The sequence below is a fragment of the Trinickia sp. Y13 genome (genome assembly GCF_029522115.1).
Lineage (GTDB): Bacteria > Pseudomonadota > Gammaproteobacteria > Burkholderiales > Burkholderiaceae > Trinickia.
In genome coordinates, this window is sequence record NZ_JAKWFK010000001.1 from 104,633 (window position 1) to 129,306 (window position 24,674).

Annotated in this window: 20 protein-coding genes, 1 tRNA gene, 1 pseudogene and 1 riboswitch; of the genes and pseudogenes, 11 read left to right on the forward strand and 11 right to left on the reverse strand. The window is 64.2% G+C overall.

The window, feature by feature from the left end:
* Positions 1-61: 61 nt before the first annotated feature.
* From MMB74_RS00415 to thiC, 3 genes are all read right to left on the reverse strand, one after another.
* On the reverse strand, positions 62-1,336 hold the full coding sequence (locus tag MMB74_RS00415) for an EAL domain-containing protein (protein WP_277427106.1): 1,275 nt from the start codon (positions 1,334-1,336) through the stop codon (positions 62-64).
* Between the two features lie 415 nt (positions 1,337-1,751).
* Complete coding sequence (locus MMB74_RS00420; RefSeq protein WP_277426621.1) at positions 1,752-2,675, reverse strand: DMT family transporter; 924 nt, start codon at positions 2,673-2,675, stop codon at positions 1,752-1,754.
* A gap of 237 nt (positions 2,676-2,912) precedes the next feature.
* Positions 2,913-4,844: a phosphomethylpyrimidine synthase ThiC gene (gene thiC, locus MMB74_RS00425; RefSeq protein ID WP_277426622.1), complete on the reverse strand. Its 1,932-nt coding sequence runs from the start codon at positions 4,842-4,844 to the stop codon at positions 2,913-2,915.
* Between the two features lie 65 nt (positions 4,845-4,909).
* Positions 4,910-5,023: riboswitch (TPP riboswitch) on the reverse strand.
* A 343-nt stretch (positions 5,024-5,366) separates the two neighbouring features.
* On the opposite strand from thiC, the gene MMB74_RS00430 reads away from it, so the two are divergent.
* Positions 5,367-6,281, forward strand: coding sequence for an EamA family transporter (locus MMB74_RS00430; RefSeq protein WP_277426623.1), 915 nt, complete (start codon positions 5,367-5,369; stop codon positions 6,279-6,281).
* A 6-nt stretch (positions 6,282-6,287) separates the two neighbouring features.
* Here MMB74_RS00430 and MMB74_RS00435 read toward each other — a convergent pair whose 3' ends face one another.
* Positions 6,288-8,312, reverse strand: a complete 2,025-nt coding sequence (locus tag MMB74_RS00435; RefSeq protein ID WP_277426624.1) for an NADPH-dependent 2,4-dienoyl-CoA reductase — start codon at positions 8,310-8,312, stop codon at positions 6,288-6,290.
* 218 nt (positions 8,313-8,530) lie between these two features.
* On the opposite strand from MMB74_RS00435, the gene MMB74_RS00440 reads away from it, so the two are divergent.
* Positions 8,531-9,355 carry a DUF4397 domain-containing protein gene (locus MMB74_RS00440; RefSeq protein WP_277426625.1) on the forward strand — a complete coding sequence of 275 codons (825 nt, stop codon included), beginning with the start codon at positions 8,531-8,533 and terminating at the stop codon, positions 9,353-9,355.
* Between the two features lie 8 nt (positions 9,356-9,363).
* On the opposite strand, the gene MMB74_RS00445 is transcribed toward MMB74_RS00440, so the two are convergent.
* The 6 genes from MMB74_RS00445 to MMB74_RS00475 all read right to left on the reverse strand — a co-directional run bounded on the left by MMB74_RS00445 (position 9,364) and on the right by MMB74_RS00475 (position 15,321).
* On the reverse strand, positions 9,364-10,191 hold the full coding sequence (locus MMB74_RS00445) for a phosphodiesterase (RefSeq protein WP_277426626.1): 828 nt from the start codon (positions 10,189-10,191) through the stop codon (positions 9,364-9,366).
* A gap of 42 nt (positions 10,192-10,233) precedes the next feature.
* Complete coding sequence (locus MMB74_RS27390; RefSeq protein WP_346780656.1) at positions 10,234-11,277, reverse strand: ABC transporter ATP-binding protein; 1,044 nt, start codon at positions 11,275-11,277, stop codon at positions 10,234-10,236.
* Between the two features lie 21 nt (positions 11,278-11,298).
* Positions 11,299-12,192, reverse strand: a complete 894-nt coding sequence (locus MMB74_RS00460) for an ABC transporter permease subunit (RefSeq protein ID WP_277426627.1) — start codon at positions 12,190-12,192, stop codon at positions 11,299-11,301.
* A gap of 13 nt (positions 12,193-12,205) precedes the next feature.
* Positions 12,206-13,030 carry an ABC transporter permease gene (locus MMB74_RS00465; RefSeq protein WP_277426628.1) on the reverse strand — a complete coding sequence of 275 codons (825 nt, stop codon included), beginning with the start codon at positions 13,028-13,030 and terminating at the stop codon, positions 12,206-12,208.
* Positions 13,031-13,129: 99 nt separating this feature from the next.
* Positions 13,130-14,173, reverse strand: a complete 1,044-nt coding sequence (locus tag MMB74_RS00470; protein ID WP_277426629.1) for an ABC transporter substrate-binding protein — start codon at positions 14,171-14,173, stop codon at positions 13,130-13,132.
* Between the two features lie 104 nt (positions 14,174-14,277).
* Positions 14,278-15,321, reverse strand: a complete 1,044-nt coding sequence (locus MMB74_RS00475; protein WP_277426630.1) for a substrate-binding domain-containing protein — start codon at positions 15,319-15,321, stop codon at positions 14,278-14,280.
* Between the two features lie 238 nt (positions 15,322-15,559).
* Here MMB74_RS00475 and MMB74_RS00480 point away from each other — a divergent pair, with 238 nt between their 5' ends.
* The 5 genes from MMB74_RS00480 (at position 15,560) to MMB74_RS00500 (ending at position 18,798) form a co-directional block, all read left to right on the forward strand.
* Positions 15,560-16,390 (forward strand): undecaprenyl-diphosphate phosphatase, encoded by an 831-nt coding sequence (locus MMB74_RS00480; RefSeq protein WP_277426631.1) that lies wholly within the window; start codon positions 15,560-15,562, stop codon positions 16,388-16,390.
* 88 nt (positions 16,391-16,478) lie between these two features.
* Positions 16,479-16,553 (forward strand) — tRNA-Arg (locus MMB74_RS00485).
* A 173-nt stretch (positions 16,554-16,726) separates the two neighbouring features.
* Positions 16,727-17,911: an integrase arm-type DNA-binding domain-containing protein gene (locus MMB74_RS00490; protein ID WP_277426632.1), complete on the forward strand. Its 1,185-nt coding sequence runs from the start codon at positions 16,727-16,729 to the stop codon at positions 17,909-17,911.
* A gap of 392 nt (positions 17,912-18,303) precedes the next feature.
* The gene (locus tag MMB74_RS00495; protein WP_277426633.1) at positions 18,304-18,513 is read left to right on the forward strand and encodes a hypothetical protein; all 210 of its coding nucleotides are present in this window, start codon (positions 18,304-18,306) and stop codon (positions 18,511-18,513) included.
* 3 nt (positions 18,514-18,516) lie between these two features.
* Complete coding sequence (locus tag MMB74_RS00500; protein ID WP_277426634.1) at positions 18,517-18,798, forward strand: hypothetical protein; 282 nt, start codon at positions 18,517-18,519, stop codon at positions 18,796-18,798.
* Positions 18,799-18,817: 19 nt separating this feature from the next.
* On the opposite strand, the gene MMB74_RS00505 is transcribed toward MMB74_RS00500, so the two are convergent.
* Complete coding sequence (locus tag MMB74_RS00505) at positions 18,818-19,087, reverse strand: hypothetical protein (protein ID WP_277426635.1); 270 nt, start codon at positions 19,085-19,087, stop codon at positions 18,818-18,820.
* 321 nt (positions 19,088-19,408) lie between these two features.
* Between MMB74_RS00505 and MMB74_RS00510 the strand changes: the two are divergent.
* From MMB74_RS00510 to MMB74_RS00525, 4 genes and pseudogenes are all read left to right on the forward strand, one after another.
* Positions 19,409-19,648 (forward strand): annotated as a pseudogene (locus MMB74_RS00510) (IS110 family transposase); the annotation flags it as partial.
* 675 nt (positions 19,649-20,323) lie between these two features.
* Positions 20,324-20,989, forward strand: a complete 666-nt coding sequence (locus MMB74_RS00515; RefSeq protein WP_277426636.1) for a response regulator transcription factor — start codon at positions 20,324-20,326, stop codon at positions 20,987-20,989.
* A 188-nt stretch (positions 20,990-21,177) separates the two neighbouring features.
* Positions 21,178-24,174 carry a transporter substrate-binding domain-containing protein gene (locus MMB74_RS00520; protein ID WP_277426637.1) on the forward strand — a complete coding sequence of 999 codons (2,997 nt, stop codon included), beginning with the start codon at positions 21,178-21,180 and terminating at the stop codon, positions 24,172-24,174.
* Positions 24,146-24,640 (forward strand): hypothetical protein, encoded by a 495-nt coding sequence (locus MMB74_RS00525; protein ID WP_277426638.1) that lies wholly within the window; start codon positions 24,146-24,148, stop codon positions 24,638-24,640. Before MMB74_RS00520 ends, MMB74_RS00525 begins: the two co-directional genes overlap by 29 nt.
* Positions 24,641-24,674 lie beyond the last annotated feature (34 nt).

A 24,674-nucleotide genomic window follows, 5' to 3' on the forward strand; every position in this document is an offset into this window, starting at 1 on the left:
GCCTGAGCCGCTCGCTTACGGCCGCTCGCCATTTCATCGCGAGCCGCTTTCTCCGTCGCGGTCAATCGCGGTCGATCGCGGGCGCTTCCAGGCTCGCGACGAAGTCGACACAAAACACTTCGATTTGCCCGTGCGTCTCGACCGTGACGGCGGCCGTGTAGCAGTCCTTGCCTTCGGTGAGGGAATAGTGCGGCCCCATGACGGCGACGCGTCCGGGCGACGCCAATGCGCGTTTGAAGTAGGCGCGCCGCGACCAATTGCTCGCGGTATCGGGAAACAGTGGCGCCAGACGAGGGGACTGCGGTTGCGTTTGGGAGGCGATCGACGGCCGGTGCTGGTCGCCATGCCGGTCGACGACGAACACGCGCCGTGCCCACGGTGCGCGGAACGCCTGCTGTGCGGCGAATGCGAGATCGCCGGTCGAGGCGTAAGCGCGTGCGCCTGCGAGGACGGTTTCTTCGAGGCTGGCAAATTCGACAGGCTTGCCGGGGGAGGCCCAAGCGCGCGCGTGAAAGCGTTGCCACATCGATTCGATGCGGCTCGGGGCGTCCTCGCCCGCACGGGTGACCGACGGCTGCGGTGTGCCGAGCCAAAAGCCCTGGACGAAATCGACATCGGCCTCCATCAAGGTCATCAGTTCATCCTCGGATTCGATCCCCTCGCCGAGCACCATGGTGCCGGCGCGGTGCAGCATCGTCACGAGTTGGGTGGCGAATTGATGATCGGCGCCCGGCGCGGCGATGCGGGCGACGAGCGAGCGATCGAGCTTGACGATGTCCGGGCGCATGCGCCAGATGCGATCGAAGTTGGAAAACCCCGTGCCGAAATCGTCGATGGCGATCAGCAGATCGCGCTCGCGCAGCGCATCGACGATGCGCTCGAATTGCGGCTCGTCCGTGCTCGGTTGCTCGATCATCTCGAACACCACGCGATGCGGCGCGATGCCGAAGTGAGCGCACAGGTCGTCGGTGAAGGCCTGATGGCTCGGCCCGATACGCAGCAACTGGGGCAGCGCGTTGACGAAGAGCCAGCCCGATTGCGCGTTCTGCTCCGCGAAGTTGGCGAAATGGACACAGCGTGTCAGTCGTTCGAGCGCGAGCGCAGGGCCCGTGGCCTTGGCGCGCGCAAACAACTGATCGGGGGTGATCGTGCGGCCTTTGGCATCGGTCGCGCGCAAGAGCGCCTCGTAGCCGACGATGCGCTTGTGCGTGATCGACACGACCGCTTGGAAGGCGCTGCGCAGCGTCACGCCTTGAAACGCGATGTGCCAACCGGCCTCATCGCGGGCGAGATGCGGCAGGATGCCCGCAAGCGTCAGCTCGCGTCGCGACGACATGCCGAGCGACGCGCGTCCGCGCGCCGTAGCTGCGCGCGACGGCCGCCGCGCCAGATGCGGGAAGATCTCGTGCCGCGTGCGCGCAGTGAGCCGTCCGAGCGGGAGCGGACGAAAGGAGCTGGCATATCGAACGGTATCCATGTAACCAACGGGCAGTGTAGCAAAGCGTGAACCCAAAGAATGCGACCAGCCTAAGGCGGCCCCGGCGCCTTCGAGCGTGCGGTTGCAGACGATTGGCATGGAAAGGCGGACGCGGTCATCGCCGCGCGTGCGGCGCCGAACGCGGGAGAGCCGACACTGGCGAGAAAGGGAGACAGGCGGGAAGCGAAGGAGGCAGGCGCGCGAAGGAGGCGGGGACGCTCGAAAAGGCGGGCGCCGAAGTGGCGCCCGCGGCGGTCGTGCGCCGAGCGATAGGCTACGCGTGGCGCTGCCGCATGCCGGGGATGCGCTTGATCACCCCTGTGGCGAGCGCGGTGCCCACGAGCACGATCGCGCAGCCTTGCACCATGTTCGCGGTGAGCGCTTCGTCGAGGAACAGCGTGCCCCACAAAATGCCGAATACCGGAATCACGAACGTGACGGTGATGGCGCGCGCCGGTCCCGCGACGTTGATGAGATGGAAGAAGATCAAGTAGGCCACGCCCGTGCACGCCACGCCGAGGCTCAGGACCGCGCCCCAGGCGTGCAACGAGACCGGACCCGCGGGCCACGTCGCGATGGCGAACGGGATCAGCGCGATGCTGCCGCCGATCATGCTGCCGGTGGCGATCGTCAGGGAATCGACGCCGGTCAAATAGCGTTTCGTGTAATTGGCGGCGATGCCGTAGAGGAGCGCGGCGCCGGTCGCGGCGAGCGCGGCCAGCGCCGTCGCGAACGCCGACGGCGCAAGCGCGCCATGGGGCGCCGCAATCTGGCCCCAGACGAGTGATACCACGCCTCCAAAACCGATCAGCATGCCGAGCGTGCGCAAGGCGGTGAGCCGGTCCTTGAGCCAGACGAACGCGATGAGCGCGCCCCACAGCGGTGTGGTGGCGTTGATGACTGAAGTCAAGCCCGCCGATAGCGTGAGTTCGGCAAATGCGAACAAGCAGAACGGCGCGGCGGAGTTGAGCACGCCGACCACGAACAACGGCAGCGCGCGCGAGCGCAGCGTCGCAAACGAAGCGCGCGGCGTGCCGCGCAGCGCCAGCATGACGATGAGCACAGCGGCGCCGATCGACACACGCAGGGCCATGAGCGGCGCGACGCCGAACTCCACTACCCCTACGCGAATGAATAGGAACGATGCGCCCCATAGGGCGGCGAGCACGAGCAGTTGAAGGAGATGGCTGGGTTTCATGAGGGGTCTCGAGGCTTGTTTTCGTCTTGTCTCTGCTGAACGAAAGGCATGGTATCACCGCCCCGTCGTTCGATATTTCAGCGCGAGATGAAACAGCAAAAATCGACAAAAGTGCGTGCCGAACGGCAGAAAAAGAAGGTGCGGCGGACCGAGTGCATGCAATGCGCTGGAGACGAAAAAGGGGCGCAGTCGAGAGACTGCGCCCCTTTGGGCAACGCTAGAAGGTGCTTCGCGGCGTTACTGCCGCTGATAGATCTGCGCGCCGCTCTTGACGAATTCGACGGCCTTTTCCTCCATCCCCTTCTTGAGCGCCGTTTCGTCCGACATGCCTTGGGCGGCGGCGAAGTCGCGCACGTCCTGCGTGATCTTCATCGAACAGAAGTGGGGGCCGCACATCGAGCAGAAGTGGGCGACTTTCGCCGAATCCTTCGGCAGCGTTTCGTCGTGGAATTCGCGCGCCTTGTCGGGATCGAGACCGAGGTTGAACTGGTCTTCCCAGCGGAACTCGAAGCGCGCCTTCGACAAGGCGTTGTCGCGCACTTGCGCGCCCGGATGCCCCTTGGCCAGATCGGCCGCGTGCGCCGCGAGCTTGTAGGTGATGATGCCTTCCTTGACGTCGTCCTTGTTCGGCAGGCCCAGGTGCTCTTTCGGCGTGACGTAGCAGAGCATCGCGGTGCCGAACCAACCGATCATGGCCGCGCCGATGCCCGAGGTGATGTGATCGTAGCCCGGTGCGATGTCGGTCGTGAGCGGTCCGAGCGTGTAGAACGGCGCTTCGTCGCACCATTCCAATTGCAGGTCCATGTTCTCTTTGATGAGCTGCATCGGAACGTGGCCGGGGCCTTCGATCATGACCTGCACATCGTGCTTCCACGCCGTTTGCGTCAGTTCGCCGAGCGTCTTGAGCTCGCCGAGCTGTGCTTCGTCGTTGGCATCGTAGATCGAGCCGGGACGCAGCCCATCGCCAAGCGAGAAGCTGACGTCATAGGCCTTCATGATTTCGCAGATTTCCTCGAAGTGTTCGTAGAGGAAACTTTCCTTGTGATGCGCGAGGCACCACTTGGCCATGATCGAGCCGCCGCGCGAGACGATGCCCGTCATGCGATTGGCCGTGAGCGGCACGTAGCGCAGCAGCACGCCCGCATGGATCGTGAAGTAATCGACGCCTTGCTCGGCTTGCTCGATGAGCGTGTCGCGGAAAATCTCCCAGGTCAGATCCTCGGCTTTGCCGTTGACCTTTTCGAGCGCTTGATAGATCGGCACCGTGCCGATCGGCACCGGGCTGTTGCGGATGATCCACTCGCGCGTCTCGTGAATATGCTTGCCCGTCGACAGATCCATGACCGTGTCGCCGCCCCAGCGGATGGCCCACGTCATCTTGTCGACTTCTTCGCCGATCGACGAGGTCACGGCCGAGTTGCCGATGTTCGCATTGATCTTCACGAGGAAATTGCGGCCGATGATCATCGGCTCGCTTTCCGGGTGGTTGATGTTCGCGGGAATGATCGCGCGGCCGCGCGCTACTTCCTCGCGCACGAATTCCGGCGTGATTTCGCGTGCGGCGTTCGCGCCGAAGGCGGCGGCGCCGAAGGCTTGGCCGGGGTGCTGGCGGCCCATCATGTCGGCCAGCTTCGCGCCGTTCGGCCCGCTCGCGCGCAGGCTCTCGAGGTATTCGGCGCGGCGCTGGTTCTCGCGAATCGCGATGAACTCCATCTCGGGCGTAATGATGCCGCGGCGCGCGTAGTGCATCTGCGTGACGTTCGCGCCGGCTTTGGCGCGGCGCGGCGTGCGATGCAGGCCGGGAAAGCGCAGCGAGGCCGTGGCCGGATCGGCTGCGCGTTCGAGACCGTATTGGCTCGTGAGGCCGGGCAGCGCTTCGGTGTCGCCGCGCTCTTCGATCCAACGCTGGCGCAACGCGGGCAGGCCCGAACGGATGTCGATCGCCGCTTGCGGGTCGGTATAAGGCCCCGAAGTATCGTAGACGTAGATCGGCGGGTTTTTCTCGCCGCCGAAGGCCGTAGGCGTATCGGCTTGCGTGATTTCGCGCATCGGCACGCGGATATCCGGACGCGAGCCCGTCACGTAGATCTTTTGCGAATTGGGCAGCGGAGCGACGGCCGCGGCGTCCACGCGCGCTTCGGATGAAATGAATTTCGGATTGGCACTCATGCGATTCTCCTGACTTAGGGCGCTAATGCAGGAGACGAGAGGGCGGATGAGAGAAATGCGCGGAGCCGAGAAGCTCCCACGCTTCCCTGCGCTGGCATTATCCAGATCAGGTTCAAAGGGTATTTCTCACCCGCGCGTACCGAGTGCGACGGTACGACGCAGGACCCCCGCGTTAGCATCGCAGAAGATACACGCGCAGCCGGGCTTTGGCAACCGGCCATGACAAGGCCGCGCCGCCGCTCGCTCGTTGGCGCGGCGGCGGGGGCCTGCGTGGCCGGAGCACACCGCCGGGGAGGCCCTCTGCGCCGTGTGGCTACGCCGCTTTGATGGCGCGCCGTTGCATAATGGCGTGGTTTGCGCGCCGATCGACCGGCGCACCCGTTCACTCCCAAGCGTACCGACAAGAATGCCGCCCTGCATTGCCCGGATCGACTTTGCAGCGCTGCGCGGCTTGCGCATCGCGCCGCACCTGCCGTGCGGCGCCGCCGTGCGCCGGCGGGCCTTGCCTCGAGGCGCCGGTTGATGCCGCTCGCACTATCTGCCTTCACCAAGTGGATCGGGCCGCCGCGCAGTCACGGGGGGCGCATCGCGCTTGCGCTGGCCGTCGTTTACCTCGCTTGGGGTTCGGCCTATCTGGCCGTGCACGTCGCGCTGGAAGCGTTTCCGCCCTTATTGTTGTCCGGTCTGCGCAACTTGATCGCGGGCATTGGCCTGTTCCTATTCGCGGTGCGACGTGCGAGCGCGTGGCCGACGCTGATCCAAGCGCGCAACGCGGGCATCGTCGGCACGATGCTCGTGGGTTTTTCGAGCGGCTTGCTGGCGTTCGGCATGCGCAGCGTAGGCACCGGTACCGCGGCAGTCATGGTGGCGACCGTGCCGCTGTTCGCGACGATCATCTCGGCCGTGGCGGGCCGGCCGATCGCAAAGGGGGAGTGGGCCGCCGTGGCGCTGGGTCTGGCCGGCATTTTCATCCTCAACCACGGCGATTCCTCCAATTCGTCGACGAGCGGCAGCATCGTCATCCTGTGCGCTGCGTTGTTTTGGGCTGGCGGCGCCCATCTCGCGAGCCGTCTCGCGCTGCCTGCCGATCTGTTTTTGTCGACTGCGCTGCAGATCGGGCTTGGTGGCGCGATTTCGACGGTGATCGCGGTGGCAGGCGGCGAGCGCGTCGCCGCACTCAGCTTCGGCTCGTTATTCGCGTTCGTGTACCTGATGGTGGTCGCGACGATGGCCGCGTACGTCGCCTACGGTTTCTTGATTCGGCACACGAGTCCGATCGTGGCGAGTAGCTGCATGTACGTGAACCCCATCGTCGCCGTGGCGCTCGGCGCGATGATGTTGGGCGAACCGGTAACGGGCTCGACGTTGATCGCGACCGGCGTGATCCTTGCCAGCGTCGCGCTGTCGTTCTGGTTCGACCGGCGGCGCGCCGCTTGACGAGCGCTAGAGCTTGGCGGCCAGTTCGGCGCCTTCGCGAATGGCGCGCTCCGCGTCGAGCTCGGTCGCGAGGGCCGCGCCGCCGATCACATGAAACCGCGGCCCGCCCAAGCGGGGCGTCGTCGGCACGAGATCGCGCAGCGATTCCTGCCCCGCGCACACGACGATCGTATCGACCTCGAGCCATTGCTGCAGCCCGTCGCGTTCGATCTTCAGTCCGCCCCGTCCGATCTCGAGATAGGTGACGCCGTCGAGCATCTTCACGCCGTGACGCACGAGCGTCGCGCGATGGACCCAGCCCGAGGTCTTGCCCAGCCCCGCCCCGAGCTTGCCCTTCTTGCGCTGCAGCAGCCAAATCCGGCGCTCCGGCTGCGGCGCGGGAGCGGCAGGGGCAAGGCCGCCCGGTGCGGCAACGGTTAAGTCGACGCGCCACGCATCGAGCCACGCGTCGCGCGGTTGCGGCAGCGGATCGCCTGCGCGGTGCAGCAAAAACTCGCTGATGTCGAAGCCGATGCCGCCCGCGCCGATGACCGCGACGGTGCGGCCGACCGGCGCCCCGTGCAACACGTCGACGTAAGAGAGGACGTTGGCGCCGTCGATGCCTGGGATCGACGGCCGCCGCGGGACGATGCCCGTGGCTACGATGATTTCGTCGAAGCGTTCCTTGTCGAGCCGCGCTGCGTCGACACGTGTGCAAAGGCGAACGTCGACGCCGTATTTGCGCAACTGCGCGCTGAAATAGCGCAGCGTTTCGGCGAATTCCTCTTTCCCCGGGATGCGCTTGGCGAGATTGAATTGGCCGCCGATCGTTGAGTTCGCATCGAACAGCGTGACGCGATGACCGCGTGCGGCCGCCACGCACGCGGCCGACAGTCCGGCCGGTCCCGCGCCGACGACGGCGAGCGCAAGCGCGCGGCGCGTGGGCCGATAGACGAGTTCCGTTTCGCGCGCCGCGCGAGGATTGACGAGGCAGCTCGCGCGTTCGTTGCGGAAGGTGTGATCGAGACAGGCCTGGTTGCAGGCGATGCATGTATTGATCTCGTCGGCGCGCCCTTCGCTGGCTTTGACGACGAACTGCGGGTCGGCCAAGAGGGGCCGCGCCATTGACACGAGATCCGCGCTGCCTTGCGCTATGAGCGTCTCGGCCAACTCCGGCGTGTTGATCCGGTTCGATGCGATCACGGGAATCGTCACGGCGGCGCGCAAACGCGCCGTCAGCGGGGCGAACGCGGCGCGTGGCACGGAAGTCACGATCGTCGGCACGCGCGCCTCGTGCCAGCCGATGCCGGTGTTGATCAGTGTGACGCCCGCGGCTTCGAGCGCGCCGGCGACTTGGATGGTTTCGTCCCAGGTATTGCCGCCTTCGACGAGATCGATCAGCGAAAGGCGATAGATGACGATGAACCGATCGCCGCAGGCCTCGCGCACGCGGCGCACCACGGCGAGCGCCAAGCGCATCCGGTTAGCGATGCTGCCGCCGTAGCGATCGGTGCGATGGTTCGTGCGCAAACAAAGGAACTGGTTGAGCAGATAGCCTTCGCTGCCCATGATCTCGACGCCGTCGTAGCCGGCGCGCTGAGCGAGCCGCGCGGTCTTCGCGTAAGCGCCCACGGTGCGCTCGATGCCCGCTTCGGTCAGCGCTTTCGGTGTGAACTTCGAAATGGGCGAGCGAATGGCCGATGCCGAAACCACGAACGGGTGGTAACCGTAGCGGCCCGCATGCAGGATCTGCAAGGCAATCTTGCCGCCTTCGTCATGCACGGCTTTCGTCAGACGGCGATGATTGTGCAGATCGAAGACGCTATTGAGCGTGCCGCCGAATGGCAGCAGCCATCCTTCGCGGTTCGGCGAAATGCCGCCCGTGATGATCAGACCCACGCCGCCTTTTGCACGCTCGCGGTAGTACTCGGCGAGCGCCGGATAGTGCCAAAAGCGGTCCTCGAGGCCCGTATGCATCGAGCCCATGACGACGCGATTCCTAAGCTTCGTGAAGCCGAGATCCAGTTCGGAGAGCAAATGTCGGTAGGGCATGAGGGCGCGTTTTGTAAAAGTCAGTGCGAGCGAACGATAGCGCGCGTCGTCCGTTATGCGCTGGAGGTTTGGCTCTAACCGCGATGGGCTGCCTTGCCGCGGCCGTGCGCAGCGCAGCCCATCGCGGCGAATGCGAACGGCATACCCTTTGCTCCCCGAAAGGCGCGAGCGCGAGTCTCGCAGCTCGTATTTATCAGAGGTTTGGATGGGAGGTCGTGATGAAAACAGTTCGTCAATTCGCTGCGTGCGCGAGCGCTGCGTTGCTATTGGCCGCTTGCGGCGGCTCGGGCGACGTGGGCAAGGAAGTGGGCCTGCAGAACCCCGAGATTCATTTCGTCAACGCGGTGCCGATCGCACCGAACGGGTCCGCGGCGCCGAACCTCGACCTCTTCGTCAACGGTTCGACTTTGTCGGGGCAAACGAACGTCCCGTACAAAGGCGTGACCAATTTCGCCAACATCAACACGGGTAGCACGTCGGTCGGCTATGGCCTAACCGGCACGAGCGCGAGCTCGGCGCTGGCAAGCGGAACGTTTCCGAATGTCGCGAGCGGGCATGAGTACACCGTCATCGCGTTGCCGAGCATCACGGCCAGCAACGGCTACGGCATAGGCTTGATCGACGATCCCTTCGACAAGGGCCTGCTGTCCAACGATGCGCGTGTGCGCGCGTTCAACGCCGCGCCGAATGCGAGCGACGTCGACCTCTACATCGTGCCTCCCGGCACGACGAGCCTGTCCGGCAGGAGCCCGACGATGGCAGGCATCTCGTACGGCAATGCGGTACCGGCCTCGGGGCAAGATTCGCTCTATCTTTCGGGTGGCAGCTATATGGCGATCGTGACGCCGGCGGGCACCGCGACGCCGATCTACGAATCGGCACAATTTAACCTCGACAACAACGCCGACTGGCTGATCTCGGTCGTTCCCGCGGGCGGCGTGGCGAGCGCCTTGCAACCGGGGCAGATCCACTTGCTGGTCGCGCAAGGCGGCAACACGACGCAACCGGCGCTCGAATTGTCCAATGCGCTGACAGGCCACTGACGCGCGGCTCAATCGATGAGCGTGCCGTCCGTTTCGTGGAAAGGATAGGGCCCTTCGCCTTCGTCGACGTAAGCGTGGTGCGTGACGACACCCGTGTCGGCCGCGTACTGATGCACAGCGAAGGCGGGGGGCTCGAGCCGGAACGCCGAGGGCGCATTGGGCCGCAGATCGAGCGCGACCTGATGCGCGGGAGCGGGCACGGCCGACGCGATGGTGCCCGCGAAACGCGTGAAAATCGGCCGGTGCACGTGGCCGCAGATCACGCGTTCGACGTTCGGGAAGCGGCCGATGACCTCGGCCAGCCGCCGCGCGGATTCGGGCTCGAGCCGCTGACGATCCATATGGCCGATGCCGCACACGAATGGCGGATGATGCAGCGCGACGACGACCGGTTTGCCTGCGCAAGCGGTCAGTTGCGCTTCGAGCCAAGCGAGACGCGCGTCGCACAACTGCCCGCCGCTTTGCCGCGGCGTTTGCGAATCGAGCGCGATGAGACGCAGTGCGCCGACGTCCACCGCGTATTGGACGAATTCGCCCTCGCCGCGCAGGTAGGCATGTCCGTCGAACACTTCGCGCAGCGCAGCCCGATCGTCGTGATTGCCGACGAGCAAATAGACCGGCATGGTGAGCGGGGCCAGTAGCCTTTTGAGCGCCTCGTACTCCACTAGGCTGCCTAAATCGACGAGATCTCCCGTCACGACCACGGCGTCCGGTCGGGGCTCCATCGCGTTCAAGCGTGCGACGCAGCGTTGCAGATAGGCCGATGTGTCGACACGGCGATACGCCAGCGCACCGGGGCGTTTGATGTGCAAATCGCTGATTTGGGCGAGCAGCATGTGGGGTTCCTCCTATTTTTTGCGCAGCGGCACCGCGTTTCTTTACGGCAGTGCGATTAGACCCTCCGCCGCGATCTCGATGCCGACTGCCGAGCCGGGCGCCCATTGACTGCGTCCCGCCACGTCGATGACGAGCGCTTCGGGGGCTGCCCCCGTCACCGTCACGCGGGTGCGCTCGCCCAAAAACGAAACCGTTTCGACCACGCCGCGCAGCGAGGCGCGCTCGGGCGCGACTAGCCGTGCATCCTCTGGGCGGAAGAACAACTCGGGCGGGCCGTCGTGCGCGAACCCCTCAGGCGTGTGGATGCATCCTCCTGCCGTGGCGAGCGCGTTCTCTTGCCATTGTCCCGCGAGCCGGTTGATCGTGCCGACGAATTGCGCGACGGCGCGGTTCGCTGGCCGGTAGTAGATCTCGCGTGGCGTGCCGATCTGCTCGATACGGCCCGCGCTCATCACGACGATTCGATCGCCCAGCTCCATCGCTTCGGCTTGGTCGTGCGTCACGTAGACCGTCGTGATGCCCAGCCCGCGCAGCAGCGTGTTCATGTCGCGCCGCAGCGTGTCGCGCAGCCGCGCGTCGAGTGCGGTCAGCGGTTCGTCGAGCAGCAACACGCGCGGTTCGCGCGCGAGCGCGCGAGCGAGCGCCACGCGTTGCCGCTGGCCGCCGGATAGCTGATGGATCGCTTTGTCCGCGTGCGCTTCGAGTCGCATCATCGCGAGTAGCTCGTCCACGCGTTTGCGCACGAGCGCCGGCTCGGTCTTGGCGATCTTCAACCCGTAGCCGACATTGCCGCGCACGGTCAAATTGGGAAACAACGCATAGCTTTGAAACACCATGCCCACTTGCCGCCGCTCGATCGGCAAGCGCGTGACGTCGTCACCGCCGAAGAATACTGCGCCGCCGGCATCGGGTGTCTCGAGGCCTGCGACGATGCGCAGCGTCGTCGTTTTGCCGCACCCGGAGGGCCCGAGCAAGACGAGTGTTTCGCCGGCGCCGATCGTCAGATCGATGGGCTCGAGCACTCGGGTGCCGTGGAAGGTCTTCGAGCACTGGGCGAGTGCGATGGGAACCGGAGTGAATTTCATTGGAGCGAATGGGTCGAGAAATTATTCCGTCTGGTTCTTGCCGCGGTGCGCGGCGTCCGCCCCGCGCATGATCTCGCCTTGACCGCCAAGGCGCTGCATTGCGACGAGCAACGGCATCGTCATCGCGAAGAACAGAATCGTATAGGCGCTGCCCACTTCGATTCGCAACGATGCGTACGTATCGGCAAGCCCAACCGGCAGCGTCTTCGTTTCGGGCGTGTGCAGCATCCAGGTCAGGTTGAATTCGCCGATCGACAAAGTGACGACGGCGAGCGCGCCCGCGACGATGCCCGGCTGCAAATTGGGCAGCACGACGGTGAAAAAACGCTGAACGAAGGTGGCGCCCAGGCTGGCCGCGCCTTCTTCGAGCGTGCGCAGATCGGCGCTGGCTGCGACTGCCGCGACGGCGCGCACCATAAACGGCAGCGTGAACACGACATGGCCGACGACGATGAACGCAATGCTCATTCGAAATGCGGTGAAGCCCCCGTAGACGACGATCAGCGCGAGCGCCGACGCGAGCCCGGGCAGCGCTATCGGCAGCACGAGCAATTCTTCGACGACGCGGGCAAGGCGAGTCTTGCTGCGTGCGAGGGCATAAGCGGCGGGCACGCCGGTGACGAGCGTGATCGCGAGCGTGGCGGCGGCGACTTCGAACGAGAGCAGCACCGACCCGTGATACTGCGACCAGACCTGCTCGAGCCACCGCAGTGTGAGGCCGCTCGAGACGCCGCGAAAATAATTGACGGTGAGCCCGGCCAGCACGGACATGACGACGGGCACGACGAGGAAGGCGCACAGCGCGAACGTGACGAGCCACTGGCCGAAGGCGAGGAAGCGGCGCGGCGCGAGGCGCGTGGCCAGTGCCGCTGCAGCGCTGCGATCGATGCGGGCGGGTTCGGCCGATAGCTTCATTGCGAACCTCGCCTCATGCCGTGGCCGCGACGGCCGAGCCCGTCGCACTGCGCGCTAGCGCGAGCACGAGCCAGGTGACGATGCCGAGGATCACCGACAATCCCGCGGCCGTGATCATGTTCGCATTCAACGTGAATTCGGTGTAGATCGTCATCGGCAACACGTCGATGTCGGTGGCGAGCGTGAATGCGGTGCCGAATGCGCCCATGGCGGTGGCGAAGCAAATCGCGCCGGCCGCGACGAGCCCGGGGGCGAGCCCGGGCAGGATCACATCGCGCATGATTTGCCAGGACGAGGCGCCGAGGGATCGGGCGGCTTCTTCGAGCGAGCGATCGAGCTTGGAGGCCGACGCCATGACGGTCACGATCACGCGCGGGATCGAGAAGTACAGATACCCGAGAAACAAGCCCGTCATGGAGTAGGCGAACACCCACCTGTCGCCGGTCAGCTTTTGCGTGAGCGCGCCGATGAGCCCTTGCCGTCCGGCCAGCATGATGACCATGAAGCCGACGACGACGCCCGGAAACGCGAGCGGGAACGTCAACAGTGCGACGAGCGCGCGTTTGCCGGGGAACTCGCGTCGCGCGAGCAGCAGGCCCGAAATGACCGACAGCACGAGCGTGGCGAAGGTGACCGAGGCCGACAGCGCGACGGTCGCGACGAGACTGTCCATGTAACGCGCATTGGTCAGCAGCGCGCGATAAGTCGCGAAGGCGTGACCGTTGGCGCTTACGTGAACGAGCACGCCCATCGGCAGCAGCCAAAAGGCGATGAAAACGGCGAGCGCGGGCGCGATCAAGACGATGCGCCAGCGCAGCGGAAAGGTGATGTCGTGCATGGTGACGACCGCTCGTAACGAAGAAAAGCGGCCTCGGAGAAACGGCGGGCGCGTGGGTCTTGCCGCGCGCCCGCGCAACCCGGAGACTGCCCGCGTGCGTTAGTGCATGACTTGCAAATATTGTTGACCGAACGCTTGCTGCTTATCGGCCATCTTGCCGAAATCGACGGGCTTGGCGCGCGCGTACTCGCTCGCCGGCAGGAACTTGGCGGCCGCTTCTTTGCTCATCGCGCTGGCGCGCACGGGCCGCAAGTAGGCATTCGCCCAGATCTTCTGGCCCTCGTCGGACAGCACGAAGTCGAGCACTTTCTTGCCGTTCGCCTCGTGCGGCGCGCCCTTGACGAGGCTCATGACGTACGGCACCGAAATCGTCCCTTCGGTCGGAATCACGAACTCGACGTTGGCCTTGTCTTTGTATTTCGCGCGGTAGGCGTCGAAATCGTAGTCGAGCAAAATTGGAATTTCGCCGGACAGCACGCGCGCATAGGCGGTCTGCTTGGGCACGATCGGCGCATTGGCTTTGAGCTTCTTGAACCAGTCGAGGGCCGGCTGGAAATTGTCGAACGAACCGCCGAGCGCCTCGTTGACGGCCACCGCGCCGGCATAGCCGACGAACGCGCTGGACGGATCGAGGTATCCGATCATTCCTTTGTACTCGGGCTTGAGCAAATCGGCCCACGACTTGGGCACGGGCTTGCCTTCCAGCGCGTCCTTGTTCACGAAGAAGCCGAGCGTGCCCGAGTGAATCGCAAACCAGTACCCTTGCGGATCCTTGAGGCCGGCGGGAATGTCGTTCCAATGCGCCGGCTTATAGGGTTGCACGACGCCCTTGTCCTTGGCTTGGAACGCCGACGACACGCCGAGATAAACGACATCGGCGACGGGACTCTTCCGTTCCGCGATCAGTTGGGCGATCGCTTGGCCCGAATTCTTGTTGTCCGAGGGCACGTGAATGCCGGTGGCGGCTTGAATCGCCTTCAGCTCGCTTGCCCAATCGGCCCATTCGGGCGGGCAGTTGTAGCAAATGGCGGATTGTTGGGCGTGGGCTGCGGGTGCGAGCGGCCCCGCGAATGCAACGAGCGCGGCGGCGACGTAACCGAGCCGAGCTAGGCGGGCGCGAAGCTGGAATGAGCGACGTGTCACTTGAGGTCTCCTTACGGGACGGGAAAGCGATTGATTGGGACGTCGTGGCAATGCTGCGCCGGCCCGTGGCGGGCCAGCGCGGGAAACAGGCGACCGCACGCCGCTTACGCGACCGGGTGAATGGGCAGCGAAGGGCCCTGCGCGCCGGTGAGCGCGCCGATGGTCGCACCTTGGCGCAGCGTGTGAGGCAGCGTGAGAGAAAGCGATTCGCCGTCGTCGGCCCCCTGGATGCGCGCCATCAGGCGCCGCCAGGCGGCGCAGCCGATTTCGCGGTTGGGGGTGCTGATGCTCGCGAGCGTAGGCGAGAGCAATTCGCCCATCGCGAGGCCGTCGAAGCCGAGAATGGACATGTCTTCGGGCACGCTGTATCGGGCTCGGCGCAAGCCGCGCATGACGACCATCGCGAGCAGATCGTTGCTGCAGAACAGCGCGGTGGGACGTGCCGCGCCGCAGGTCAAGTGCGCGAGCACGGACGGCGCGAGTTCGTCGGCGTTGAAATCGACTTCCAGCGCGGGGGCCGGCGTGCACCCGGCTTGGCGCATCGCTTCGGCATAGCCCTTATAGCGCAGCCGCGCGCGATCGGACTCGGCGAGCGTGCCGGCCAGCATCATCACCCGTTCATGGCCGTGCTCGATCAGCATGCGCACGCCGTCGTAGGCGGCCCGCCGGTTATCGACCGACACCGACGGACGCCGCACCGTATCGTTGTGCATCAGCACGTAGAGCTTGCCGTCGCGATCGAGTTCGTCGAGCAGCGGATGCGTGTCCGCGTCGGCGACGGTCAGGATCAGGCCCTCGACGCGCTGAGCCAGCAGCGTTTCGATCGCATGGCGCTCGCGCGCGGCGTCGTACTGGGTGGTCATTAGCATCAGGCGATAGCCTTGGGCCGACGCGAGTTCGTCGATTCCCTGCAGGCATTCGGCGAAGACGGGATTGGCGAGCGTCGGCAGGACGATGCCGATCAGGCGCGTGCGCTCCCCGCGCAACTGCCTGCCGAGCGGGCTCGGGCTGAACTGCAGCGCTTCGATCGCCTCTCGGATCTTCGCGAGCGTCACGCGGTTCACCGTATGCGGTGCATTGATCGCGCGCGAGACCGTCGCGATGGAAAAGCCGGCGTAGGCGGCCACGTCCTTGATCGTGTGTTTCATCTTTCTGTGCAGTCCGGTAGTGCTGGGCCTGGAAACGTTTACGTCGCAACGATTATCGACGTCGATTATGACTGACCTATGACGTTTTTGCTCGATATTTGGACTGAAAAAAATGTTTTGTCGGCTTGGCTCTACCGGCTGCACTAGGCATAATCGGACCCGATCGGCTGTCGGCGTGGACGCTGGCGACTGAAATATTTCCCGTAACCCGCAAGTTGAAGAAAGAAAGGATCGACGCGTGAGCCTTTGGTTTTTGATTTTTCTAAGCGTCCTACAGGGCGTCACGGAACTATTCCCCGTCAGCAGCCTGGGACATACGTTGCTCGCGCCTGCGTTGCTCGGGATGCATATCGACAAGCATGCGCCGCAGCTGATCCCGTTTCTGGTTGCGCTGCACCTAGGGACGGCGTTCGCGTTGCTCTGGTATTTCCGCAAGCGCTGGATCGAGCTGATCGGGGGCTGGTTCGGCTCTCTCGCGGGACGGCGCAGTGAAGAGGGCCATATGATGTGGGCGCTCATTATCGGCACGATTCCGGCGGGGCTCGTCGGGCTTTTGCTGGAAAAGCGGCTGGAGCGGATTTTTCATGATTTGCGCATCGTTGCGCTGGCGCTCGTGGTGAACGGGCTGCTGCTGTGGTTCGGCGATCGCTTGCAGCGCGCGCGCGCGCACCGCCCGCCGGAGAGCCTGAGCTTCAAGCAGGCGTTTCTGGTTGGGTTGGCGCAAGTCGGCGCTTTGATTCCCGGCTTCTCGCGCAGCGGGTTGACGATGATTGCCGGGAACGCGGCAGGGCTGACGGCGGAAAGCGCGGCGGAATTCGCCTTTTTGCTCGGCACGCCGATTATTTTCGCGGCTGGGTTGCTGGAGGTGCCCAAGTTGTTTCATGCGCCGGGGCAACTCGCGGACGCGCTCCTGGGCGGCGTGTTGACAGCGATTGCCGCTTACCTGAGCGTGCGTTTCTTGATGCGCTATTTCGAGGGGCGAGGCCGCTTGGCGTCGTTCGGGATCTATTGCGTGCTAGCGGGGCTGGCTTGCTTCTTCTGGTTCGTCACGCGCGGCCAGCCGGTTTGAGGCCCTCTTCCGGCTGCGCTTGACCCGATCGAGTATAATTTGCGCCCCCGGCCCGCTGTGGTCGGGGCGTCGTACAATCACCGTTTGCCTCCCCATAGTTCAACGGATAGAACACGGGTCTTCTAAACCTGAAATCGAGGTTCGATTCCTCGTGGGGGGGCCAAAATTGCTCCTAACGTTTCCCATCGTCTACCAAAATCCCAAGCCAGTCAAGGGCTTGCGGCCAGTTCACTTCCCATCGTTGCCAAAGTTTTCCCATTGACACCCACAATCCACGGGGGTACTTTTCGGGGTACTTTTTGACCGAATGGGGTACCAAGATACCCCCTGTTTCCGATGCCCCTGACTGATGCCGCGGTGCGTGCCGCGAAGCCTCGCGAGAAGGCTTACAAGCTGGCTGACAGCGAAGGCATGTATCTCCACGTCACGCCGAGCGGCGCCAAATACTGGCGGCTGAAGTACCGCGTCGACGGCAAGGAGAGGGTGCACGCCATCGGCGTCTACCCGACCGTGTCGCTGCTGGCTGCGCGCAAGGCGCGTGAGGCTATCAAGGACCAGATCCGCGCCGGCCTGGACCCTTCCCATGAGAAGCGCCGTGTGAAGCTCGAGGCGGGGCTACGCCGCAAGAATTCCTTCGAGGCGATCGCGCGCGAGTGGCACGAGGCGAAATGTCAGACGTGGAAGTCGAGCTATGCCGACGGCGTGATTGCGCTGATCGAGAAAGAGCTATTTCCGGCGCTTGGCGCGCGGCCGATCGCGGAGATTACGCCTCCCGAGTTGCTCGCCGTGCTCCGGAAGATTGAGGCACGCGGCGCCTTCGAAATGTCGAAGAAATCGATGCAACTCGCCGGGCAGGTGTTCCGCTTTGGTGTGGCAACTGGCCGCTGCGAACGCGATCCGACGCCGGATCTCAGGGGCGCCCTGAAGACCCGGAAGGTCAAGCACATGGCGCGCATTTCCGAGGCCGAATTGCCCGAGCTGATGCGCAAGATCGCGGCGTACGATGGCGAATTCCAAACCCGCCTGGCGCTCCAATTCATGGCGCTGACGTTCGTGCGGACCGGCGAGATGCGGTTTGCCGAATGGTCGGAGTTCGACGAGGCGAAGGCCGAATGGAGGATCCCCGCGGAGCGGATGAAGATGCCGAGCCCGCATATCGTGCCGCTGTCGACGCAGGCGCTCGAGGTGATTCGTCAGCTCAGAGAGCTCAATGGGCGGTGGAAGTGGGTTTTCCCGAGCCAGTCAAACACGCAGAAACCGATCAGCGAGAACACGGTGCTATTCGCGTTATACCGCATGGGCTACCACTCACGGATGACGGGCCACGGCTTCCGCGGGCTCGCGTCGACGATTCTCAACGAAAACGGCTTCGAGCCCGACTGGATTGAGCGGCAGCTTGCGCACAGTGAGCGCAACGACGTCCGGGCGGCCTATAACCACGCTCAGTACCTACCGGAGCGGCGGCGCATGATGCAGTGGTGGGCGGACTATCTGACAGAGTCGGCACGGGCAATGCGTTAAAGTGACCCCCTTACCTCAAAGCAAAATTTGCAGCCCCGAGGGGTTTACGAGGTATCGTATGCCGAATGACGACGCTATTCTGATAGCTGACCCCAAATTAATGTTTGACCTACGGCAAAAGTACTGCATTTTTACTTGACGCCTCCTTATCCTCGATCTAGCCTCGAAATTGAGAGGGACAAACATGTCGAGCTGGCCCGGCAGGTCCGAAAGTCAAGGCGAACAGGATCAACAGAGGGAAGGCGAGATCTGGACAGTAGATCCGCCTGAAGATCCCCAAACTATCCCGGTTACGCCTGGTCCGGAAAGACGTGAGCACCCTTGGCCCGGTAGCGATCATTGGCGACGTTAGCCTTGCGCCGGTTTGTAAAACGGACGAATGGGGACGAAACATGGAAAACAAAACAACAAGGGTGACCGTGGACTTTTCCGCCGAGGCATATCAAGCTCTCGACGAGGTTGCGAAGCGCATCGGCGGTAGTAAAGCGGAGGCGCTCAGGCGATCGCTTGGCGCGTATAGATTCATTCTCAGGCAACAGCAGGAAGGATGGGATGTGATGCTGGAGAAGGGTGGCGAGCGGAAACAGCTCGTGACGACCTGAGATATGCAAGAGCCTAACGATACCGAAGAGGATCTCGGTCCCGTCCAGGGCCCCGAAGACCCGAGGACAAAGCAGCCGGCGGGCAAAGAGAAGGCATGGGCTCGTCTTTGGATTGTCTACGCTTTACTGTTGATCAATGGACTTACGGTATTCATCCCGTTTGTTCTTGGAGCGTTCGGCGTGTGCTTAACAGAGAAACATTGGGAATATCTTCACATCGTCTTTCCTGCTGAAATAGGCCTGTTGACTGCTGCAATGGCGTTCTATTTTGACCCAAGGAATTAGCCCGCCCGCGCGGGCTTTTTCACATCTGCAGCACCGCTGGCCGCGCCGCCAGGATCGGCACCTCGATCTCCTCCCCAATCCACAGCACCGGCCAGTTCGACGAGCCGTCGAAGCCCATGAAATTCCACAGCATCTCGCCCGAGGCGCTCCAGCCGTTGAAGCGCGCGGGCTGGATCTCGTCTAACCATTCCTGGCCCGGCTCCCATTCGTCCCGACAGGCGGATTCCGGATCGACCTCGCGGATGACCCAGTAGAAGGCGCCGACGATCAGTTGCTTGTCCTCGCGCATATGGGTTCCGCATGTCATGTGTCGACTGAAAGCCTACACGCAGCGACTACGGCCCGGGAGAGAGCGGCGGCACGTCCAGCGACGTCCAAATGATGGGATTTTCGTGGGCGCGGGGATGTATTGGTGCGATGCTGTGCCGCGTCAGGTTTGGTGTCGAGGGCGCCCCAACGCCGACCTCGATCGCGCCATCATCGCGTAGCCCTAATATCGCGCAAACAGCTTGCGACAAAGCAGGCGACGAAGATATGTCTAGACGAGTGGCTCAAGCGTAAGTTCTATCCGCCGCCCGCGATCCGCTCCGCTTGGCTCCGGATCAAGCAGGGGAAGATCAGTATCAGTAAACGAGGCGACGGCTACGTTCGCACGCTATTGATTCACGGCGCGCGAGTGGTGCTGAGCAGAGCCAGGGACAAAGGCCCATCGTGCGAGCAGATTTCGCTGCCGCGCCCCCGCAATGTCGCCGCTATCGCGCTCGCCGACAAGATGGCCCGAACCGCCTGGACCCTACTGATGCATGACAGCACTTCTCAGAACGACTATGCGGCCACAAGCCCCGCGTAGCGCAGCAACAATAGCTCGGCCGAACGACTGTACAAAAGATTGCGACGGTAACCGTGCAGGTGATGGCGAAACAGGTTGGACCGCAGGAATGCAAACTTGATGTTTACTCAGCACGTCAAGTGCGCGCGAGAGATGAGGACGTTCCTGGTGAATTCAGTCAGTGCCAGTTCGTAGCGTTATCTCAAAATTAACCAATCGCGCATAGCCGCATAGCCGCTGCCCGCCCACCATAAAACGCGACAATTCCTATTGGCTATTTTCGCTTTCCGATGTCTGAAGCACGAAATCGGTCGTTGTGGTGAATGACGGAGAATTTATAGGACCGAAAGAAGATAATTAAATCGATTTCATCGTTTTTGGAAAAAATACCCGTCGCAGAATATTGTTGAGCCTATACCATTCGGCTAGAATTGCGGCGTCGTAAGAGTCTCCGCCGCCTCGCGGCCGTGGCGCATGCCCAGTACCGGTAGCCGGTAGCCGGCATCGCGGCCCGCCACAATTAACTCAGAGTTTTCCAGGAGACAAGTCGCAATTCTCGGTTCAATTGTGAAATGTCAATGTAGAGACAATTATTCGATCAGCTTCGTGCATTATTTCGTCGCCGCGCAATGAGGTTCATTAGATGAAAGCGGCGGTCCTTTCACGTCGCAATGGCAATAGCGAGGATGAAAACGCATGACCCCCCGACAAGTCCTATTGTTGTCTCGTCCCAGGCATCGAATTCGTATCGCCGTGCTAGACGATCACCCGATCGTCGCACTCGGCATCGCAACCTATCTGCGTGATCAAGCAGACTTCCAGCTCATGGCGAACGTCTCGTGCATCGACGATCTACTCGCGGTCGTCGAACAGGGCGAATGCGACGCTGCGCTCGTCGACTACTACCTTCCCGGCGATCGGTTCGATGGCGCGACCTTCGTCAGGCGATTGCGGACCGAAGCGCCTCCAGTTGCCATTGTCGTGTTGTCCGCGGCGCGCGCTGCCGATACCGAGTGCGTTTGTCATCGCGCAGGCGCCAATGCCTTCGTCGAAAAGACGACTTCGCTGCCGCTGATCGCCGAGACCGTCCGCTATGCCGTGGCCGCGCCGCGCAAGTTCTTCGTGGTGCGCCAGGGAAGGGTCGAGGCGCGCGTTCCGCGTCCGCGCGAGGACAAGCTGTCGGCATCCGAGATCGAAATCTTGCGCCACATCGCGGATGGGCTCTCCGTCACGCAAACGGCAGCCCGGCTCATGCGCAGCAAGAAAACGGTGAGCACGCACAAGCGCAGCGCCATGCGCAAGTTGCGCGTCGCGGACGACCTCGGGTTGGCGCTCTTTCTCAAAGAGAAATTTCGGTATTGAGTGCGCACGAGACGGCGATGGTTACGGGCGCGCTACTACTCGAGCGGACCGCTGCTTCGTGCGCTCGCCGATGGCGCGGGCTCGCTCGAGGCATCGCATGTGCATTGGCGGCCAGTTGTCTCGCCAGCGCGGCGAACGCCGGAAAGAGCGAGCGAGCACAGCTGCGCGTCGCCGCCTTTCGCGACGAAATGAGCGCGCTCGATTACGTCGATCATGCGGGCGTTCGGCAGGGCCTGAACGCAAGCGTCTTGCGCGCGATCGCGGATCGTCATCGAATCTCCCTCGTCTATCGCATGTTTTCGTCGGTGGGGCAGGCATGGGCCGCGCTCGAGCACGGTGAGATCGATATCGTTCCCGTCGCATGCGAGGATCCGACGCCGCGGCGCGTCGGTGTTCTGTCGCCGCCGTACGCCCATGCCCACATCGGCGCCGTCGTGGCGCAGGGCCGCGCTGTGCCCGTGACGCTGCGCGACCTCGCCGGTCGGCGCGTCGCGATCACGGCCGGCAGCCCCGGGGCGGCGACGCTGAAGGCCAAGCTCGCCAGCGTCGCATGGCTGGAGATGGCGGATCGCGACGCAGCGCTGTCGGCTGTGGCGAGCCACGAAGCCGATGCATTCGTCGGGATGCATGCGCTGAACGTCGGAGCGGTCAATGCGTCGGGCCTCGGCGCGCTCGTGCCGGTCGCCATGCCGCTGTCGCTCTCGCTTTGTCTCGCGTCGCGCCGCGCCGACACCCCCGTGGCGGCGCTGATCGAGGATGGCTTGGCCGCGATTCCCGCGTCGGCGCTCGCCGAGCTCGAATTCCAACCGCTGCCGGCTGCGATGCGCCACGCCTCGGAACCCGCGGCCTTTGCGCTGAACGATGCGGAGCGCGCGTGGATACGCTCGCATCCGGTCGTGCGCGTCGGCGTTCAGCGGCTCGGCCGGCCATACGATTTCATCGACGATCAGGGCCACTGGCAAGGGCTTGGCGCGGCGCTTTTGCGGCAATTCGCGCAAACGACGGGCGTGCGCTTCGAGCCAGTGCCGCTCGAACCGGAGCTCGAGCCGGACCAAGTGCTGCGCGACGGCATCGTCGATCTCATCTCGTCTTTTCCGCTGGGGGCGTCCGGGGCCGAATCGGGCTACGCGTCGACGCGTGCTTACGACAGCTTCCCATGGTCTTTCGTACGCGCCGAACGCGACGATGCAAGCGCGAACCGGATCGCGACGACTCCGTGGCGCATGCGGCGATTGGCGGCCGCGCCAAGCCTCGAGGCAGCCACGCTCGTGCCGCGCAGCGACGCTGCCGATGCATTGCGCGCGGTGCTGGCGGGCAACGCCGATGCCGCGCTGATCAACACGATCGCAGCCGAAGAGCTCGGCGACCGCTATGCGCACGGCCGGTTGCTTTCCGATCCGACCGTAGCCGGTGTCGAACGCATTGGCTTCGCCACGACGCAGCATCACCGCGCGCTCGCGCAGATGCTCGATCGTTATTTGACTTCCTACAGCCCGCGCGAGCTGGCAAGGCTCGCGAGCCGCGCGAGGCCGCTCACGATCGTGCTCGGCTATGAGAAGAATGCGGTGATCGCGATCACATCGGCCGGCGCAGCCATCGCGCTGGGCATCATTGCCACGCTCGGGTGGGCCTACCGGCGCACCCGCGCCGCTCGCGGGGCCGCCTTGGCGGCGCATGGCGAGGCTGTCGCCGCGCGCGAGCAAGCGCTTGCGGCCGATCGTGCGAAATCGGCGTTCGTCGCGATGATCAGCCATGAGATCCGCACGCCGATGAACGGCGTCGTCGGCGTGCTCGATCTGCTCGAAACGATGGCGTTGGCGCCCGAGCCGCGCCGCTACCTGAGCATCGCGCAACATTCGGCGCGGCTGATGCTGCACGTGGTCGACGACACGCTCGACTACGTGAAGATCGAGCAGGGGGCATTGGCCCTCGCCGCCGAGCCGTTCGATCTCTATGCGCTCGCGGCCGCGGCTGTCGAACTGCACGCGCCGCTGGCCGCGCGCAAGGGGCTGGCCGTCTATCTGGCGGCGATGCCGCACTTCGATCGGCGGCTCCTCGGTGACGAGGCGCGCATCAACCAGATCGTGACGAACTTGCTCAGCAACGCACTTCGCTTCACCGATCGCGGTTACGTGCTGCTCGAGGCGCGACGAAAAGTGGCCCGGGGCCGCGCCTGGCTCGTGCTGTCGGTTGCCGATACGGGCGTGGGCATCTCCGAAGCGTACCGCGCCCGCTTGTTCGCGCCGTTCACCCAACAAGACACCACGACGACGCGGCGCTATGGCGGCACCGGCCTCGGGTTGTCGATCGTCAAGCGTCTCGTCGATCTCATGGGCGGCTCGATCGAAATCGACAGCCGTGTGGGCGAAGGCACGCGCGTGCGCGTTCGATTGCCGATCGAATGGGGCGATGGCGCACGCGTCTGGCCGTGCGTCGCGCCCGCGCGCGCGGCCGTGCGAACGCCGGTGCCGGCGCTGACGGTTTCGGTGCGCGCCATTCTGACGAAGATGGGCGTTCGATGCACGAGCCAGGGCAAACACGCCGATCTCGAGATCGCGGCCAATGCGATGGGGGCGCTCGTTGTTACCTCGCGCCGCGGTGCGCCTCGCATCGTTCGCGGCATAGACGAGCTCTGCGATGCCGTCCTCGCGGCGTTGGGCCATGCCACGCCGACGCGCGCCGGCGCGCCGCACGCGACGGCGGGCGTGCGAGGTATTGAATTGCATCCCGGCGATTGCGCCGGTGCGCCCGCGTTCCCCGTCGCTCACGCGCCGGCGAACGTCGGCCAACAAGTGCTCGTGATCGAGGACAACGACATCAACCGAGACATCATGGTGCGGCAGCTTCGCGCGCTTGGGGTTCGCGCCGACGCGGCGGCCGATGGCATCGAGGGCTATGCCCGTTGGCAGCGCACGCGTGCGGCGCTGATCCTGCTCGACTGCCATATGCCGGGCATGGACGGCTACACGCTCGCGCGCACGATCCGGCAAGCCGAAGGCTCCGACGGAGCCCGCACGACGATCGTCGCCGTAAGCGCGAACGCGACCCAGGATGATGTGCGCGCATGCCGGGAGGCAGGAATGGACGACTATTTGTCCAAGCCGATCACGCGGAGCAAGCTTGCCGCGATGCTCGAGAAGTGGATGGAGGGCGCAGATGCGAAAGCAGGCAGGGCGCGGAGCTGAGCCGCACGAGGCGTCGGCGCAGTGGCCGTTGGACTTGTCCGAGCTGCGTGCGTTGTACGGCGAAAGCGACTTGCGCCTGTTGCTGACGGTGGCGCTGGACGAGTTCGACTGCCAGCAGCTGGCATTCGATGCCGCGTTCGAACGAAAACAGTGGGCACCGGCGGCCGAGGCGTTGCATCGGCTAACGGGCACGGTGGCCTTTTTCATAGGCGATGAACGCGCGCTCGATCCGCTTTCCCGCTTGGAGCGCGGCTTGCGCCGGGGGGATGCGATCCAGGCGGCGCGAGCGATCGCGCGAGCCCGTGCGATGCTCGTCGCCTTCCGAGCCGCACTCGCTGCCGAACCAGCGAATGCGCGCGTTAAGACGAAGGACAGAGATGCAGATACCGTCGATTCGCGAGACGGCGATGACCTCGCCAATGGATCCAACCCAGATCGCTGCGACGGCGCCACCGAACGGTGCTGACCAAGGCAGCGATCGGCGTCGCGCGCGCTTGGCA

Bases quoted from the DNA above. Each gene is read 5' to 3' on its own strand.
- MMB74_RS00415 (WP_277427106.1), bottom strand. From the start codon at position 1,336: ATGTCGTCGCGACGCGAGCTGACGCTTGCGGGCATCCTGCCGCATCTC.
- MMB74_RS00420 (WP_277426621.1), bottom strand. From the start codon at position 2,675: ATGAAACCCAGCCATCTCCTTCAACTGCTCGTGCTCGCCGCCCTATGG.
- thiC (WP_277426622.1), bottom strand. From the start codon at position 4,844: ATGAGTGCCAATCCGAAATTCATTTCATCCGAAGCGCGCGTGGACGCC.
- MMB74_RS00430 (WP_277426623.1), top strand. From the start codon at position 5,367: ATGCCGCTCGCACTATCTGCCTTCACCAAGTGGATCGGGCCGCCGCGC.
- MMB74_RS00435 (WP_277426624.1), bottom strand. From the start codon at position 8,312: ATGCCCTACCGACATTTGCTCTCCGAACTGGATCTCGGCTTCACGAAG.
- MMB74_RS00440 (WP_277426625.1), top strand. From the start codon at position 8,531: ATGAAAACAGTTCGTCAATTCGCTGCGTGCGCGAGCGCTGCGTTGCTA.
- MMB74_RS00445 (WP_277426626.1), bottom strand. From the start codon at position 10,191: ATGCTGCTCGCCCAAATCAGCGATTTGCACATCAAACGCCCCGGTGCG.
- MMB74_RS27390 (WP_346780656.1), bottom strand. From the start codon at position 11,277: ATGAAATTCACTCCGGTTCCCATCGCACTCGCCCAGTGCTCGAAGACC.
- MMB74_RS00460 (WP_277426627.1), bottom strand. From the start codon at position 12,192: ATGAAGCTATCGGCCGAACCCGCCCGCATCGATCGCAGCGCTGCAGCG.
- MMB74_RS00465 (WP_277426628.1), bottom strand. From the start codon at position 13,030: ATGCACGACATCACCTTTCCGCTGCGCTGGCGCATCGTCTTGATCGCG.
- MMB74_RS00475 (WP_277426630.1), bottom strand. From the start codon at position 15,321: ATGAAACACACGATCAAGGACGTGGCCGCCTACGCCGGCTTTTCCATC.
- MMB74_RS00490 (WP_277426632.1), top strand. From the start codon at position 16,727: ATGCCCCTGACTGATGCCGCGGTGCGTGCCGCGAAGCCTCGCGAGAAG.
- MMB74_RS00495 (WP_277426633.1), top strand. From the start codon at position 18,304: ATGGAAAACAAAACAACAAGGGTGACCGTGGACTTTTCCGCCGAGGCA.
- MMB74_RS00500 (WP_277426634.1), top strand. From the start codon at position 18,517: ATGCAAGAGCCTAACGATACCGAAGAGGATCTCGGTCCCGTCCAGGGC.
- MMB74_RS00505 (WP_277426635.1), bottom strand. From the start codon at position 19,087: ATGCGCGAGGACAAGCAACTGATCGTCGGCGCCTTCTACTGGGTCATC.
- MMB74_RS00515 (WP_277426636.1), top strand. From the start codon at position 20,324: ATGACCCCCCGACAAGTCCTATTGTTGTCTCGTCCCAGGCATCGAATT.
- MMB74_RS00520 (WP_277426637.1), top strand. From the start codon at position 21,178: ATGAGCGCGCTCGATTACGTCGATCATGCGGGCGTTCGGCAGGGCCTG.
- MMB74_RS00525 (WP_277426638.1), top strand. From the start codon at position 24,146: ATGCGAAAGCAGGCAGGGCGCGGAGCTGAGCCGCACGAGGCGTCGGCG.